This is a genomic window from Micromonospora sp. NPDC048999 (genome assembly GCF_040649295.1).
In the GTDB taxonomy this organism is placed as follows: Bacteria; Actinomycetota; Actinomycetes; order Mycobacteriales; family Micromonosporaceae; genus Micromonospora.
On record NZ_JBEZFI010000074.1, the window covers coordinates 1 to 13,993 of the forward strand.

The window sequence follows — 13,993 nt, forward strand, 5'->3', positions numbered from 1 at the left end:
TCCCGAAGACCGTGTGACCACCAGCCCGGAGATTTCATGTCCATCAGCCCGGAGTGAACCGTCCGCCCACCCAGATTTTTGCGTGTCCGCTGGCACATCGCGCAGCCGCAGGCACGCCAGCGTCGCCAGGTAGCCGCCCGCGCTGTCGCCGGCCACCGCCCACGGTTGCGCCCAACGCAGCACCGTGGCCACGTCGTCGATTGCCGGCCGGGCACGGATGCTCGGGTGCGAGCCGATAGTCCACGGCGAGCACCTCGACTCCGCATGCGGCGGCGATGCGCCGGCACGTGCGATCGTGCGTGTCCAGATCGCCGATGACCCATGCCCCTCCATGTAGGAACACCAGCACGGGACGCGGCTCGCCGTGCCCGTACCGGCGCAACGCCAGCCCGCCGGGCCCGGGGAAGTCTTCCACGAGCGGCAGCTCGGGCCCTCTGGGCCGTTTGCCGTTACGAGCGTGGATCTGCTCGCGCAGTTCTCTCAGGTCGGGAATCGCCACAGGAGGCATTCTCGCATCGTGGGCCCTGCCATCCCGTATACCGTTGGGCCGCCCTCCTGGGGGGCGGGCCACCGCCCGGCCAGCCACGTCTGGCTACCTATGCTGGTCACCTCGCCCGGTGCCGCCGCAGCCCTCGTCCGCGTGGCCTGTTCATGTTGGAGCATCGAGGAGTTGTTCCAGGCCGGCAAAGGCGAGATCGGCCTGGACCACTAGCAGGTCCGCGGCTGGACCGGCTGGCACCGATTCATCACGCTGGCCATGTTCGCCCTGGCCATCCTGACCGTCCTTGCCGCCATCACCACCGAACAGCCCGACCCCGACCCGGAGATCATCGCGTTGACCGCCGCCGAGATCCGCCGACTTCTCAACGCCTTCGTCCTCACCCTCCCGCTACCACCAGCGCACACCCTGCATTGGTCAACCTCGTGACGAACATCCCAAGCCCGAGCCCGGCGATCCCACTACCAGCGCAGACTCGACCGCCACGTCAGCCCGCAGGGCAAGTGACGTTGGAGTATTAGGCCCATCCCGTTGGGAGTGAAAGTCGCCGCGTCCACGGTCTGGGAGATCCTGCGCGAGGCCGGCATCGATCCCGCACCGGACCGGGCCGCCACCGCCTGGACGCAGTTCCTGCGCGCGCAGGCCGAGGCGATGCTGGCAGCAGACTTCATCGAGACGATCACGATCACCGGCACGAGGATGTACATCCTCGCGTCCATCGAGCACGCCAGCCGCCGCATCCGCATCCTCGGCGCAACCGCACACCCGACCGCCGCCTGGGTGACCCAGGCCGCCCGGAACCTGGTCATGGACCTGCAGGACGTCGCGCCGAACGTCCGCTACCTCATCCGCGACCGGGACGGGAAGTACCCGGCGCTGTTCGACCAGGTCCTCGCCGACGCGGGGATCACTGTCGTGCGCAGCGGCGTCCGGATGCCCCGAATGAACGCGATCATGGAACGCTGGGTGCAAACCTGCCGCTGGGAGCTGCTCGACCGCACACTGATCTGGAACCAACACCACCTGCTGCACGTGCTGCACCAGTTCGAGATCTTCTACAACGAGCACCGGCCGCACCAGGTCCTCGCCAACGCCCGTCCACTCGCACCACTACCCAAACCGATCACCGACCCGGACCGCCTCGCCCATCTGAACATCCACCGACGTGACCGCCTCGGCGGCATCCTTCACGAGTACGAACATGCCGCCTGACCTGCCCGGATGGAATTCTCGCCAGGCACAGGCCCGGGGCCCGTTCTGGTTCCGTGTCAGCGGTGGTGGGCGGCGGCCACCACGGCTTGGCCGAGGGAGATGCCGCCGTCGTTCGGCGGCACTCGCGAGTGCACCAGCGGCCGGAGTGCCGCTGCCTCCAGCCCGCACACCACCTGGTCGAGCAGCAGCACGTTCTGGAACACGCCGCCGGAGAGCGCGACGTCGGTCAGGCCGGTGCGCTCCCGCACGACCGTCGCCGCCCGCACCACGGCGTCGGCCAGGCCATGGTGGAAGCGCGCGGCGATCCGGCCCCGGTCCACGCCGGCGCGCAGGTCGTCCACCACGCACCGGACGAGCTGGCGTCCGACGTCGGCCAGCGGCAGCGGGCCGACGGCCTCGGTCCGGTAGCCGCCGCGCTCGGTGGGATCCGCCCGCTGCTCCAGGGCGATGGCGGCCTGCCCCTCGTAGCTGACGCGGTCGCGCAGGTCGAGCAGCGCTGATACGGCGTCGAACAGCCGGCCCGCGCTGGAGGTGCGCGGCGAGTTCAAGCCGCTGCGTGCCAACGCCACCATCGCGGGCCACCGCCGCTCGTGCCGCCGCAGCACCGGCAGGTCCGGCAGCGCGTCGCCGTAGACCTCGTCGAGGTATGCCACGGCCATCCGCCACGGCTCGCGGATCGCCGCCGGCCCGCCGGGCATGGGCACCGCGTCGAGGTGGCCGACCCGCTCGAATCCGGTCAGGTCGGCGACGAGCAGCTCGCCACCCCAGAGCGTGCCGTCCGTGCCGAACCCGAGACCGTCGAACGCGACGCCGATCACCGGGCCGGGCTCGCCGTTGTCGGCCAGGCAGGCGGCGATGTGGGCGTGGTGGTGCTGCACGCCGACCAGCTCGACGTCCTCGCGTTGCCGTGCGTACTTCGTCGACAGGTACTCGGGGTGCAGGTCGTGGGCGACGACCTGCGGCCGGATGTCGAAGAGTCGACCGAAGTGCGCGATGCCGTCGGTGAACGCGCGAAGCGTCTCGTAGTTCTCCAGGTCGCCGATGTGGTGCGAGACGAACGCGCGGCGCCCCTTCGCCAGGCAGAACGTGTTCTTCAGCTCCGCGCCGCAGGCCAGCACCGGGCGGTCGAACCGCCACGGCACGGGCACCGGCGCGGGCACGTACCCCCGGGACCGCCGCACCGGCAGTTCCCGGGCCCGGAACACGCGGACCACGGAGTCGTCGGTGCGCACGTGGATGCGCCGGTCGTGGGTCAGGAAGCCGTCGGCGATGCCCGCCAGCCGCGTGCGGGCGTCGTCGTCGCGGTGGGCGATCGGCTCGTCGGAGGCGTTGCCGCTGGTCAGCACGATCGGCGTGCCGAGCCGGCCGACCAGCAGCTGGTGCAACGGCGTGTACGGCAGCATGACGCCCAGGTCGCGGTTGTCCGGCGCTACCGACGCGGCGACCGGGGCGTCCGGTCGGCGGGGCAGCAGCACCACGGGACGGCGGGCGCCGGTGAGCACCGGCACCGCCGCCGGCGGCACGTCGACCAGGGCGCGGGCCGTCGGCAGATCGGCGGCCATGACGGCGAACGGTTTCTCCTCCCGGCGCTTGCGGGCGCGCAGCGCGGAGACGGCCCGTTCGTCGTCGGCGCGGACGGCCAGGTGGTAGCCGCCGATGCCCTTGACCGCGACGATCCGGCCGTCGCGCAGCCACCGCACGGCGGTGTCGAGGGGCGGGCTGTGGACCGGGTCGCCGGCCGCGGTGATCAGCCGCAGGGCGGGACCGCACGCGGGGCAGCACACCGGCTCGGCGTGGAATCGGCGGTTCGTCGGATCGGCGTACTCGGCGGCGCAGTCCGGGCAGAGCGGGAACTCGGCCATGGTGGTGGTGCGGCGGTCGTACGGCACGTCCGTGACGATGCTGAACCGTGGGCCGCAGTTGGTGCAGTTCGTGAACGGATAGCCGTGCCGGCGGTCGGTCGGGTCGGACAGCTCCGTCAGGCAGTCCGGGCAGGTGGCGGTGTCCGGGGAGATCAGGACGTCCCGGCCGGCGCCGGTGACGCTGGTGACGATGATGAAGCCGGGCTGCCCGGTCGGCGCGACGGTCTCGGTGGTGACCCGCTCCACCTGGGCCAGCGCCGGTGCGCGCCGACTGAGGTCCGCGACGAAGGCGGCCAGCCGGTGCCCGTCCCCCTCGACCTCGGCGAAGACGCCGCCGGTGTCGTTGCCGACGAACCCCGCGAGGCGGTATTCCGTGGCGAGCGCGTGCACGAACGGGCGGAAGCCGACACCCTGCACGATGCCCTCGACGCGGACGTGGAGCCGCTCCACGCTGGTCAGGTCCATGGCTGCCGTCAGAGTTCGCCGGCCAGGGCCTGCTGGGTGAGTTCCCAGAGCACGTGATAGAGCGTGGTCTGCGCCTCCTGCACGCGGTGCACGGATACTGACGGCACCACGAACAGGTGGTCGACGACGTCGGATTCGGCCAGCCGGCCGCCCTCGTAGCCGGCGATACCGATCGTCACCATGCCCCGCTGGGCCGCCTCCGCGAGGCCCCGCAGGACGTTGGCCGATCCCCCGCTCGTGGACAACCCGACCGCGATGTCCCCGGCGCGGCCGAACGCCGCCACCTGCCGGGCGAAAACCACGTCGAACCCCACGTCGTTGGCCAGCGCCGTGATCAGGGCGACGTCGTGGGTCAGCGAGATGGCCGGCAGCGGGCGGGCGGCCGTCGGTGGGTGCAGGAACAGCTGCGCGACGTCCTGAGCGTCGGTGCTGCTTCCGCCGTTGCCGAAGGCGTACAGCGTGCCGCCGGCGGTGAAGGCCGCGGCGCACCGGCGGGCGCAGTCGACCAACCGCTGCCCGTGCTCGGCGACCAGGGACCTGCGCAGCGCCACGATCTCCGCCGCCTTCTCGGCGGTGGACGTCGCGACCGCGGCGAGCACCGCGTCGACGTCGGCCGGACGGGCGTCGAGGAACGGATAGAGCGCCCCGAGGGCGCCCTCGACCCGGGTGCTCAACGGGCCCTGCCCACCACGGCGATGGCCTCCTTGGCGTGCACCAGCACGATGTCGCCCGGCTCCACCTCGACCAGGGCGACGCTGACCTCCTCCGGACCGGCGTCGGTGTCGACGACGGCCAGGCCGTCGCCCGTCAGCTCGCGCACCCGGACGGCCACCGCCGCGTCGGAGCAGGTGACGCAGTGGTCGTCGCCGTGGCATTCCGGCGCGGTCGATGGTTTCACCGGATCTCCTCGCGGTCCAGCAGCCCCGAATGCTCGAAGAACACGTGCACCAGTTCCCACAGCACGTGGTAGATCGTCACGTGCACCTCCTTGACGATGCACGGATCGTCGCAGCGGGCGACGACGACGTGGTCGGCGACCGCGTCGCGGGCGATGTCGCCGCCGTCGCCGCCGAGCAGGCCGACGGTGAGCAGGCCGAGGTCGCGGGCCGTGGCGAGGCCCCGGCGTACGTTGGCGCACCGGCCGTCGGCCGACAGGCCGAGCGCGATGTCCTCGGGCGCGGCGAGCAGCCGCAACTGCGCGGCGAACACCTCGTCGAAGCCGTCGGCGCGGGCGATCCCGGTGAGGGTGGCGGCGTCGTTGGTCAGCGAGATCGCCGGCAGGGCCCGCTTGCCCACGATGACCGGGTGGACGAACTCGACCACGACGTGCTGGGCGTCGGTGGCCGGCCCGCCGTTGCCGAACACGATCAGTTTGCCGCCGTGGTGGAAACGCACGGCCATCTCGTAGCAGGTGCGCGCGATCCGCTGCGCGTCGGCGGCGAGCGCTTCCCCGGGCGCCAGCCGGCGGGCGAACGCGCGGTCGACCGCCGGGATCACGGACGATGGCATGGTCCTCCAGTCACCTTCGGACGGCGGCGTACGGATCGCGATGCCCGCCACGGGCCCGCTCGACAGCGTCCGCCGAGCGCCGCAGGCAGGCGCCGATGACCTGGTTGAGGTACGCCAGGTCGGTGACCCACGAGCCCAGGTCGTCGCGGCCCTTGGCGGTCAGCGTGTAGCACCGGCGCGCCGGCCCCCCGCCGTCGGTCTGCCAGGCCGACGTCACCGACCGGTCCCGCTCCAAGCCGCGGAGCACCCGGTAGACGTGACCCGGCTCGACGTCGGACACGCCCATCGCCGCGAGTCGCTCGATCAGGTCGTACCCGTGGCCGGGCCGTTCAAGGATCAGCAGCAGGAGGAACGGGTGCAGGAGGCCGCGCAGCTCACGTCCCTGCATGCTCGATCCCTCCCCCGACGCGGGCCACTGTTGCTTTGCGCAGCTAAGCACAGATATGGGTGGGGTATGCCGGGTTCTCCTATTCGGGGTGCGGGCGAATCAAGGGATTCAGCAGCGGACGGCATCGCCGGTCTGTGACCCTGACCGCGTGGGCGAAGCACCGGGGGGTGAGGCCGTCGAGCTGCGCGTACACGGGGTGTCGGGCGCCTCGGCCGACAAGATCCTCGATCACCCGATCGTGGTGCGCGTCGCCGGGGACCGGTACGCCGGGTTCTACCGGCCCCGCCCGGAGACCGGCGCGGCCGGGGGCGCCACCCCCGGGATCGCCGTCGAGGCGTACCGCTGGGGCGCCCTGACCGCCGGCGCCGCCGCGCGCACCGCGTCCATGCTGCTGCTGTTGCCGTTCATGCTGGTCAACCTCGCGATCTGGCTGCGCCCCACGCCAAACGACCGGTTCGGTCTGCTCGGCGCACTGTGCCGCCTGCTCGCCGGCAGCCTCACCGCCGCCCTCATGCTCGCGATCGTCGGGGCCACGGTGAACCTTGTCGGCTGGCAGTGCGTGCCGTACGCCGAGTGCCGCGCCGGCCGCGCCTACCTGTCCTGGCTCGTGGTGCTGCCGATGGGTCCGCGCCTGGCCCTGCTGTCGCTGATTCCGCTGGTGACGCTGCGTCTGTTCTGGGCGATCGGCGCCCGGTCGGCGCGGGCGTTCGAGGGCTTCGGCCCGGGCTCACCGGAGCCGAAGCCCTCGGAGCTGACCGAGAGCCTCACCACGCCCGGGTTCTGGGACGACGAGCGGATCACCTCCTGGCTGCGCCAGATCCACGTCGGGATCGGCGCCGGCACGGTCGACGTCAGCCTGCTCGCCGGGGTCACCGGCGGGCGCAGCGTGATCGGCCCGTTGCTGCTCTACACCGCCGCCGCCCTGGTGGTGTTCTGTGCAGTGCTGCTCTGCCTGCCCGTGCCGACCAGCCCAGCGCAGGCCCGTCGCCTCCTGCGCCCGCTGTGGCTGACCGTTGCCGTGGTGACCGTCCTGAGCCTCGCCTACGCCGCGCTGGCCCGCTCGGTGCAGCCGGTGGTCGGGCAGTTGCCGGGCTACGAGGGCAGCGTCGGCGGCCTGATCGCGACGCATGGCGTCCTGCTGGTGGCCATCGCCGTGGTCACCCTCGCCCGCCAGAAGGCGAATCCGACCGGCAGTCAACCGTTGCTGCGCGGACTCGGCACACCGGTCGTGGCGGCGTTGTCGGTCAGCGTCGCCGCGGCCTTCACCGCAACAATCGATTTCCGCGTCGCCGACTATCTCGACCGGGGCTTCATCCCCGATCCGATCTCGCCGAACCCGCCCTCCTACGGTCCCCTGGTGCCGCCGGTCGCGTACTGGTGGGCGGCGATCGCCGGACTCGTCGCGCTACTGCTGGTGGCCGCAACCGCCTCCGCGACGTACCTGTCCACCCGTTGGCGGCGAGACGCCCGGGCCGAACGCATCGTCGAGCAGGACTACCCGCACGCGCCACCGGACGCGGCGGCCCGGGTGCGCCTGGTCCGGAAGACCATCGCCAGGTCCCGCCTGACCGACGAGCTGGGCCCGATGCTGATCGCGTTCTTCGTGATCTCTTCGTTGGGCCTGGCCACCGTCGCACTCGACCTGCTCGGGATCGGTCCCACTCAGCTTGCGGCCCGGCTCAGCGGGCAGTACCGCGGCATCGGAATGCTCGCCGCGTACCTCACCGACGCCGGAATCTGGGTCATCAGCCTGCTCGTCGTCGGCCTCCTCTTCCTGGGCTACCGCGCGTACCGCTCGCGCGAGACCCGCCGCCTCGTGGCGGTCCTGTGGGACCTGGGCACCTTCTGGCCCCGCACCGTGCACCCCTTCGCGCCGCCCTGCTACGCCGCTCGGGCGGTGCCCGAACTGACCAAGCGGGTGGCCGCGCTCGCCGCGCGGGGACCGGTGGTCATCTCCGGCCACAGCCACGGCTCCGTCCTGGCGGCGGCCACCATCCTGCAACTGCCACCGGCCGCCCTGGGCAACGTCGCGCTACTGACCCACGGCTGCCCCCTGCGCCGCATCTATGCCCGCCTCTATCCGGCCTACCTTGGGGATCAGGTGCTGTGCGACCTGGGTGACCGGCTCGACTGGCGGTGGCGCAACCTCTGGCGGGACACCGACCCGATCGGGGGTCCCCTCTTCGAGCACCACCGGGGCGCGCGGCCGGCCTGCGACAAACCGGCGACCGGGTCCGTCGACATCCGGCTCCGCGACCCCCGCGCCATGACCATCGACCCGGCCGACACCGTGCCACCGCCGCTGGAAGGCCACTGGCCCTACCACACTCAGCCGGAATACCAGGCGACCGTACGGGAACTCGCCGCCCTCGCCGGCCGGGCCGGCCAGGGCGGCACGAACAATCCCGTGGCGGGACCGGAGCCGCCGCCGGCGTGACCGTCCGCCGACACCCCGGCGATCAACCGGTCACGCACCCGGGGAGGCCAGGTCTCGCTCGCGTACGGGCATAGACTGCGGCCACGCCGTTCGACCGCCGGGAGGCACCCGTGGCCAGCGAAGAGGTAGACCTGCTCGATCAGGTACGGCGGATCTGCACCACGTTTCCCGAGGTGACCGAACGCCCCAGCCACGGCACGCCGACGTGGTTCGTCAACGGCAGGAAATCCTTCGTGCAGCTGTGGCCGGAGGGGCACCACCACGACGAGTTCCCACACCTGTCGCTGGGTGGGGTGCCCACTGCCGGGGCCTGACCCCGGCTACGCGTGAGCCCCGACCGCCCGGGGCCGGGACTCGACAGCTCTACCGGGGTCGCGTGTAGGCCCTCCCCCGGTTCGGGGGCCGCAGGTTTTCGGTCTGGTTGTAGATCGCGGCGCGCACCGCTCCGAACGCCACCCCAGGGGCCCGTTTCACCCGCTCGAAGTCCTCCATCACCCGCGCGATGATCGCCAGCCGGCTACGGGCGTCGAACAGCTCCCGGCGGGCGGCCAGCAGCGACGACTCCAGCCCCTTCACGCGCTCCCGCAGCCCGGCCAGTTCGGTTTCAGGGTCCATCTCGCCTCCAGGTCCCGGTTCTGGGGTGCGGCACCCCCGCCCACCGGCCTCGGGCTCCAGCAGGCGGGGGCCTGCTACCGATCGCACACCCTCCATTACCCCCCTGTCAATCCTGACGCGCTCACGTGGGCAGGTGCATGTGTGCGCGCCAGGATGGGTAGACCGGTTCATGTCTACCGTCGTTGGCATGGGTGAGGGTGAGGTGCCGGGCCCGCTCGTCGGGCCAGCCGAGATTCAGGAGATGCTCGGGGTTGGCCGGTCGCGATTCCGGCAGATCATCTTGCACCCGGCATTCCCGAAGCCGTTTCAGACCTTGCAGCTCGGCTCGGTCTGGCTGCGCTCCGACGTCGTGCAGTACATCGCCGAGCACCGTCGCCCCCGGCTGGCAGACGAGGACGAGCAGGGGTAGACGAGACATCTCGGAGCCACACGGAGACACGGAGAGGTCCCGGGGGCAGTCGTCATACCCCCAGGGCCTCTGGCTTTCCGTGAATCAGTCGGCGGGCTGGCAGGCGTGATCCTCCGCGATGTCGTGTAGCTGCCGGGCCTGGCCGACGTCCCCGCCCAGTAGTCGAACCTGCAGACCTTGCAAGGCACCTTGCAGTGCTCGTGCTCAGGCAGCAGCGCGCCGATCGCCTGGTTCAACTCGCACGATGTCCTCCAAGCAGTCCACAGGTGACGTCATGAGCGGCCCGGCGTTGCGAGACCTGATCAGGTCTTGGGCCTGAATCGCAACCCAGTACGGGCCGGTCAGCGGTTCCAACGGGTCCTCGTCAACTTGGGCGACGAGCCGCCGCGCCTCCTCAGTGGCGTACTCCACTTGCCCTTCTCGGCGCTCGTCGCGGTCTCCGGCAGCGACGGACTGAGGTGAACAACCGCTGGAGGACTGGCGCATAGGCGGGTTACGAGAAAGGCCGACCGGTTGGGTACGACGGGGAGGCGCACAAGTCGACGCCGTAGATGTGTCTGCGACGCCGGTTACAGTCAGGCATCGGCGAACGTGGCCACCTTAGATAGACGTCAAGGCGGGCACCCCTGGGGTCGCATCCCAGGGGCCGCCCTGACAGGCCACGTCCACCTCTGCCCGAGCAAGGACACTGCTATGGAGGAACGAGACCAGGTGACAACGGTAACGAGGACCCCTGTCCAGAACCAGCCCGGGGCGGTCCCCAACACGAGAAGGCCGAGCAAGGACACGGCGACGACGCCGACCACGAGCGACACCGTTCTGACGGTCGGGCTCGTGCTGGTCAGCTCGGTGGCGATCGGCTCGATCTTCGGGATCGCGCTGGCCAACGCCCACCAGATGGGCAGCATCGCGCAGGCGGCGATCAGCGCGATCGTCGCGGTGGCTGCCGCCGCGATCGGGGCCATCGGGGCCATCTTCCGCAGACGGCACCCCAGAGCCAACCGGTCCTAGCTGAACAAGGCCGGGGCCCCGGGTGTTCATCGACACCCGGGGCCCCGGCCTCGTCTATGCATGAAGAAGGAGGTTCTCGACAAGCTGAAGGACGAGATGCCGGTCCACAACCGGCCCGGCATGTACAAGATGTTCGCCAACTTCGTCAACATGCTGCTAATCGGCAACCCACCCTTCCAGAGTGACGATGACTCTGGAAAGAGCGCATCACGCGGCTGGTCGCCGAGAAGTTCAGGTTCACCGCGGCAACACCGGCCACCACCGGTTCACGGTTCCGTCGGGCGGCCAACCGCGCGAACAGAGAACCCCCTCAGACCCGGCTGCGGCTCGGCCGGTTCGACGAGGCGCTGAAGGCCCCGGTCAGGCCCGTTGGGCTGGCAAGGCCGGGGCCGGTCTCTTCATCGGCACGTCGCCCCAGTCGGCCGGGCGTAGCTGGTCCTTCTCCCGAAGCTCGTTGATGGTCCGGGAACCGGTGTTGAGCTGGAGCTGGCGGGCAGTCGCTTGGCACGGCGGCCAGACGAGAAAGTCACAGGCGCATTGCTCGCATCCTTCTCGGGATGCTGGCCCGGCTCGCCTCGGGGCCCTGGTTCCGGTATGCGAACGGCAGGGGCCCCGGGCGAGATCCGATCACTTGTTGGTGAGGTTCTTGAAACCGGCACCGCCGTCGACCAGGCCGCCACCGACCCGGGCGTAGGCGACCATGCCCCGCTTGCCGGTCGGGCTGCCGGTCGCCGGGTCGAACAGCATCTGCAACCGCTCGACCGTCATGCCCATTCGCTGCGCGACCACGTAGTGCTGGAAGTCGCCTAGGATCGCCAGCAGCTCGGTGCCGGTCGCGGCCGGCATGTCGGCCATGAAGTCGTTGTTCGCGTACTCCTTGCCGAGTAGCCGCGAGATGCCGTCCTGGGTGATGTTCACCGAGAAGTTCGCATCCGCGTTGGCACCGGCACCGAACTGCCGGATGACGTTCTCGATCCCGGTGTTGGACATCCACGCGGTGGTCGCCCGCATCCGGAACGCAGCCGGGAGCTTCTTCCACAGCCCGTAGATGTCGTTCGGGGCGATCGTGGCCGCCGTGGCCACCTGGACCTTCGACCCGCCAACCGTGTTGAGGGCGGTCACCAGACCGAGCGGCTCGTTCGACCCGTCACCGGCACCGATGGTGAGCTTCTGCGCGAGCAGCTCGTTGTAGCCGGAGGCGAACACTCGGGACATGTCGGAGGCGAACGACGGCCAGTCCATCTCGACCTCCATCGAGTACGGAATGAACCCGTCGGCCCGGTGGGCCCGGATCACCGGCTGCGCGATGGTCGGGCTGTTGTCGGCCGACACCGCGCCCTCGGCCTTGAAGCCCCAGGTCATGCCGGCCGAGTTCAGGCCACGCCACTTGTTGGTGGTGATCTGCTCGACCCGGGCCAGCCGCATCACCGGGTTCGGCGAACCCTGTGCGGTCATGATGATCGTCGGGTCGATCAGGACCGGGACCGCGAAACCGCCAGCCGAGTCGGTGCCCACCGACAGGGCCCGGACCTCGGCGACCGCTCGGCGCTCGGCCTCGTCCAGCGTGTCGGTGTGCCCCGCGAGGACCTTCTGGAACGCGCTGCGGTACTCCTCCCGCGAGGTCGCGAGCAGGTGCCGGGCGACTTGGCTGCCCTCGTACGCCTCGTTCGACTTGCGCAGGAGCTTGTCGACGTGGGACCGCTGCTCGCTGGACAGGTGCTCGGTGACCTCGGAGCGCTCCTCGCCGACCAAGCCCCTGGCCCGGGACAGAACGGTCTGCGTGTCGGCCCGGCGGACGTCGAGGTCGTGGAACGGGTCGACCTTCGGCGTACCGGTCTGCAGGCTGCCCCACTTCGCCCGGGACTGCTGCACCCGCTTCTGCCGGCGCTCGGCCTCGGCGCGAGCCTCGATCGTCTCCAGCCGGGCCTCGTTGTCGCGGGACTCCTCGTCCAGTTCCTTGAACCGCTGGTCCTGCTCGTCGGTGAACTGGCCGTCTCCGGCCTCGGCGAGCAGCTTCTTGAGTTCGTCGGCGATCTCACGCTGACGCTTCTTGATCTGGTCCTTGTCCATTTCCATTTCCCCTACTCACCCGACATGCGGGCGATCGAAGTCAACAGTTCGGCGTAGCGCCGTGCTGCGTTCTGAACTGCCGGGCTTCGACCTGCTTGACGGCGCGGCTCGGTGCCGGGTGTCGAGGCGGCCACAGGCCCGCGAGGGTCCTGGCCAGCCTGACGGCGCGGCTCGGTGCCGGGTGTCGGGGCGGTCTGCTCGGGCATGCCCTCCTGGCCCTGGAGCTTGTTCAGGGACCGGAAGGCGTCGAAGGATCGCGACAGGTCGCCGAAGCGGTTCGGGTCGCGGTCCTTCATCCGCTCCAACATCGCGTCGGTGACGCACGCGGAGCGAAGTCCTGCGGTGGCCGCCGGGTTGGCGGGCCAGGTGACGGGGCCGGCTTCCAGAAGGCGGACCTCCTGAATGGTCCGCTCGGGCAGCCCCTCGGGGTTGGAGTCGCTCTTCTCCGGTTCGTGGTTCCACGAGTCCCGGATGACCTCGAACATGAAGCTCGACCCGTAGGCGCCGGCCCGCAGACCCGGGATCAGGTCGCGGTTATACGAGGTGTCGAACAACGGGACGAACATCTCGGGCGACTGGCTGCCCTCGCGCAGGTCGGACGCCTTGCCGAGCAGCTTGTCCCCGATCGTGAAGTCCATGCCGTGGTTGAACATCACCTTGACGCCGCTGGACCCGTCGGCCTGGCGCAGCCCGTTGATGGTGTTCTTGAAGGCCCCTGGAACCGTCCGCTCCAGGAACCGGCCCTCGTACCACGAGTTGATCTCGTACCACTCGTTGAACGGGCTGAACCGGACCTCCATGACGGGCATGCCGTCCTCGGTGGTCAGCTCCGACGAGCTGTCATCGCGGGTCATCGGGCGAACGGCAGGCGCTCCAGCCCGGACGACCGCGAGGCCCTTGATCCTCAATTCGCACTCCCCGACCAACGCAATTCCCAGTTCGGCCGATTCAGGAACTCGCTCGGGGTGGAAAGGGGCCTCCGGGTGTCGGGTCGGTCGGCCGATAACCGCGTGCCGGGCCGGAGGCTCAATTCCGGGAAATCATGCGATTTAATGCGGGATCGAGCTGATATGCCTGCGGTCATATCCGGTCGCTGTAGTCGTCGCCGCCACCGACACCCGTGAAGTCGTCCTCGTAGTCCTCGCCGAAACCATCGTCCTCAACCTCGGGGGCGGCCACACCGGACAACGGCTTCGCCCCACGACTCTGATTGCACGCCTTGCCGCAGGTGGGGCACCGGCTGTCCCGCAGAATCGACCCGTCGGCCCGCCGGTAGAGGGCCCCGTGGGCTGGCCGCATCGCGTGAGGGTCCGGGGTTTGGTTCGGCAGGTCCCGGATCGGAGTGAGGTGGTCGGCCTCCGTCGCTCCACCGTGGCCACACAGATGGCATGTGGTGCCGTAAATTTGGAACATCGCCTCACCTTGATCTTTAACCGGTTCGGCGTGGCCTCGGGTTATTCGAAGTCTTCGTTTTCTTCGTGCCACCTTTCGGTTTTGTGCTGGTGGCGGCGGTGAC

16 protein-coding genes and 1 pseudogene are annotated in these 13,993 nt (G+C 70.2%); 6 read left to right on the forward strand and 11 right to left on the reverse strand.

The features are described 5' to 3' along the window. Together AB0C02_RS32670 and AB0C02_RS32675 are read right to left on the reverse strand one after the other, a co-directional pair. Positions 1-192: hypothetical protein (locus AB0C02_RS32670; protein ID WP_357553091.1), on the reverse strand; the 192-nt coding region annotated here is incomplete at its 3' end. A gap of 73 nt (positions 193-265) precedes the next feature. Next, a pseudogene (locus AB0C02_RS32675) lies at positions 266-508 on the reverse strand (alpha/beta hydrolase fold domain-containing protein); the annotation flags it as partial. 249 nt (positions 509-757) lie between these two features. Here AB0C02_RS32675 and AB0C02_RS32680 point away from each other — a divergent pair. After that, positions 758-928, forward strand: coding sequence for a hypothetical protein (locus tag AB0C02_RS32680; protein WP_357553076.1), 171 nt, complete (start codon positions 758-760; stop codon positions 926-928). Positions 929-1,036: 108 nt separating this feature from the next. Next, entirely contained in the window at positions 1,037-1,711 is a 675-nt protein-coding gene (locus tag AB0C02_RS32685) for an integrase core domain-containing protein (RefSeq protein WP_357553090.1), read from the forward strand. Between the two features lie 56 nt (positions 1,712-1,767). Here AB0C02_RS32685 and hypF read toward each other — a convergent pair whose 3' ends face one another. From hypF to AB0C02_RS32710, 5 genes are read right to left on the reverse strand one after another with little or no spacing between them, the layout of a single operon-like run. Then, the gene (gene hypF / locus AB0C02_RS32690) at positions 1,768-4,038 is read right to left on the reverse strand and encodes a carbamoyltransferase HypF (RefSeq protein ID WP_357553077.1); all 2,271 of its coding nucleotides are present in this window, start codon (positions 4,036-4,038) and stop codon (positions 1,768-1,770) included. A gap of 8 nt (positions 4,039-4,046) precedes the next feature. After that, the gene (locus AB0C02_RS32695) at positions 4,047-4,712 is read right to left on the reverse strand and encodes an SIS domain-containing protein (RefSeq protein WP_357553078.1); all 666 of its coding nucleotides are present in this window, start codon (positions 4,710-4,712) and stop codon (positions 4,047-4,049) included. Further along, positions 4,709-4,936: a HypC/HybG/HupF family hydrogenase formation chaperone gene (locus AB0C02_RS32700; RefSeq protein WP_357553079.1), complete on the reverse strand. Its 228-nt coding sequence runs from the start codon at positions 4,934-4,936 to the stop codon at positions 4,709-4,711. Before AB0C02_RS32700 ends, AB0C02_RS32695 begins: the two co-directional genes overlap by 4 nt. Further along, positions 4,933-5,547 (reverse strand): SIS domain-containing protein, encoded by a 615-nt coding sequence (locus AB0C02_RS32705; protein ID WP_357553080.1) that lies wholly within the window; start codon positions 5,545-5,547, stop codon positions 4,933-4,935. The genes AB0C02_RS32700 and AB0C02_RS32705 overlap by 4 nt, the downstream gene beginning before the upstream one ends. A 10-nt stretch (positions 5,548-5,557) precedes the next feature. Beyond that, complete coding sequence (locus tag AB0C02_RS32710; protein ID WP_357553081.1) at positions 5,558-5,935, reverse strand: helix-turn-helix transcriptional regulator; 378 nt, start codon at positions 5,933-5,935, stop codon at positions 5,558-5,560. Between the two features lie 148 nt (positions 5,936-6,083). Here AB0C02_RS32710 and AB0C02_RS32715 point away from each other — a divergent pair, with 148 nt between their 5' ends. Next, positions 6,084-8,372 carry a hypothetical protein gene (locus AB0C02_RS32715; protein ID WP_357553082.1) on the forward strand — a complete coding sequence of 763 codons (2,289 nt, stop codon included), beginning with the start codon at positions 6,084-6,086 and terminating at the stop codon, positions 8,370-8,372. A 110-nt stretch (positions 8,373-8,482) separates the two neighbouring features. Further along, positions 8,483-8,686, forward strand: coding sequence for an MmcQ/YjbR family DNA-binding protein (locus AB0C02_RS32720; protein ID WP_357553083.1), 204 nt, complete (start codon positions 8,483-8,485; stop codon positions 8,684-8,686). A gap of 49 nt (positions 8,687-8,735) precedes the next feature. Here the strand turns inward: AB0C02_RS32720 and AB0C02_RS32725 are convergent, their stop codons facing one another. Then, a complete protein-coding gene (locus AB0C02_RS32725) occupies positions 8,736-8,987 on the reverse strand; it encodes a hypothetical protein (RefSeq protein ID WP_357553084.1) in 252 nt (83 codons plus the stop codon). A 187-nt stretch (positions 8,988-9,174) separates the two neighbouring features. Between AB0C02_RS32725 and AB0C02_RS32730 the strand changes: the two genes are divergently transcribed. Further along, positions 9,175-9,396, forward strand: coding sequence for a hypothetical protein (locus AB0C02_RS32730; protein ID WP_357553085.1), 222 nt, complete (start codon positions 9,175-9,177; stop codon positions 9,394-9,396). A 711-nt stretch (positions 9,397-10,107) separates the two neighbouring features. Continuing rightward, a complete protein-coding gene (locus AB0C02_RS32735; RefSeq protein WP_357553086.1) occupies positions 10,108-10,407 on the forward strand; it encodes a hypothetical protein in 300 nt (99 codons plus the stop codon). A gap of 627 nt (positions 10,408-11,034) precedes the next feature. On the opposite strand, the gene AB0C02_RS32740 is transcribed toward AB0C02_RS32735, so the two are convergent. The 3 genes from AB0C02_RS32740 to AB0C02_RS32750 all read right to left on the reverse strand — a co-directional run bounded on the left by AB0C02_RS32740 (position 11,035) and on the right by AB0C02_RS32750 (position 13,776). Next, a complete protein-coding gene (locus AB0C02_RS32740; RefSeq protein WP_357553087.1) occupies positions 11,035-12,477 on the reverse strand; it encodes a phage major capsid protein in 1,443 nt (480 codons plus the stop codon). An 11-nt stretch (positions 12,478-12,488) separates the two neighbouring features. Then, complete coding sequence (locus tag AB0C02_RS32745; RefSeq protein WP_357553088.1) at positions 12,489-13,331, reverse strand: HK97 family phage prohead protease; 843 nt, start codon at positions 13,329-13,331, stop codon at positions 12,489-12,491. Between the two features lie 226 nt (positions 13,332-13,557). Beyond that, positions 13,558-13,776, reverse strand: coding sequence for a hypothetical protein (locus tag AB0C02_RS32750; protein ID WP_357553089.1), 219 nt, complete (start codon positions 13,774-13,776; stop codon positions 13,558-13,560). Positions 13,777-13,993 lie beyond the last annotated feature (217 nt).

Bases quoted from the DNA above. Each gene is read 5' to 3' on its own strand.
- AB0C02_RS32680 (WP_357553076.1), top strand. From the start codon at position 758: ATGTTCGCCCTGGCCATCCTGACCGTCCTTGCCGCCATCACCACCGAA.
- hypF (WP_357553077.1), bottom strand. From the start codon at position 4,038: ATGGACCTGACCAGCGTGGAGCGGCTCCACGTCCGCGTCGAGGGCATC.
- AB0C02_RS32705 (WP_357553080.1), bottom strand. From the start codon at position 5,547: ATGCCATCGTCCGTGATCCCGGCGGTCGACCGCGCGTTCGCCCGCCGG.
- AB0C02_RS32710 (WP_357553081.1), bottom strand. From the start codon at position 5,935: ATGCAGGGACGTGAGCTGCGCGGCCTCCTGCACCCGTTCCTCCTGCTG.
- AB0C02_RS32725 (WP_357553084.1), bottom strand. From the start codon at position 8,987: ATGGACCCTGAAACCGAACTGGCCGGGCTGCGGGAGCGCGTGAAGGGG.
- AB0C02_RS32730 (WP_357553085.1), top strand. From the start codon at position 9,175: ATGGGTGAGGGTGAGGTGCCGGGCCCGCTCGTCGGGCCAGCCGAGATT.
- AB0C02_RS32740 (WP_357553087.1), bottom strand. From the start codon at position 12,477: ATGGACAAGGACCAGATCAAGAAGCGTCAGCGTGAGATCGCCGACGAA.
- AB0C02_RS32745 (WP_357553088.1), bottom strand. From the start codon at position 13,331: ATGACCCGCGATGACAGCTCGTCGGAGCTGACCACCGAGGACGGCATG.
- AB0C02_RS32750 (WP_357553089.1), bottom strand. From the start codon at position 13,776: ATGCGGCCAGCCCACGGGGCCCTCTACCGGCGGGCCGACGGGTCGATT.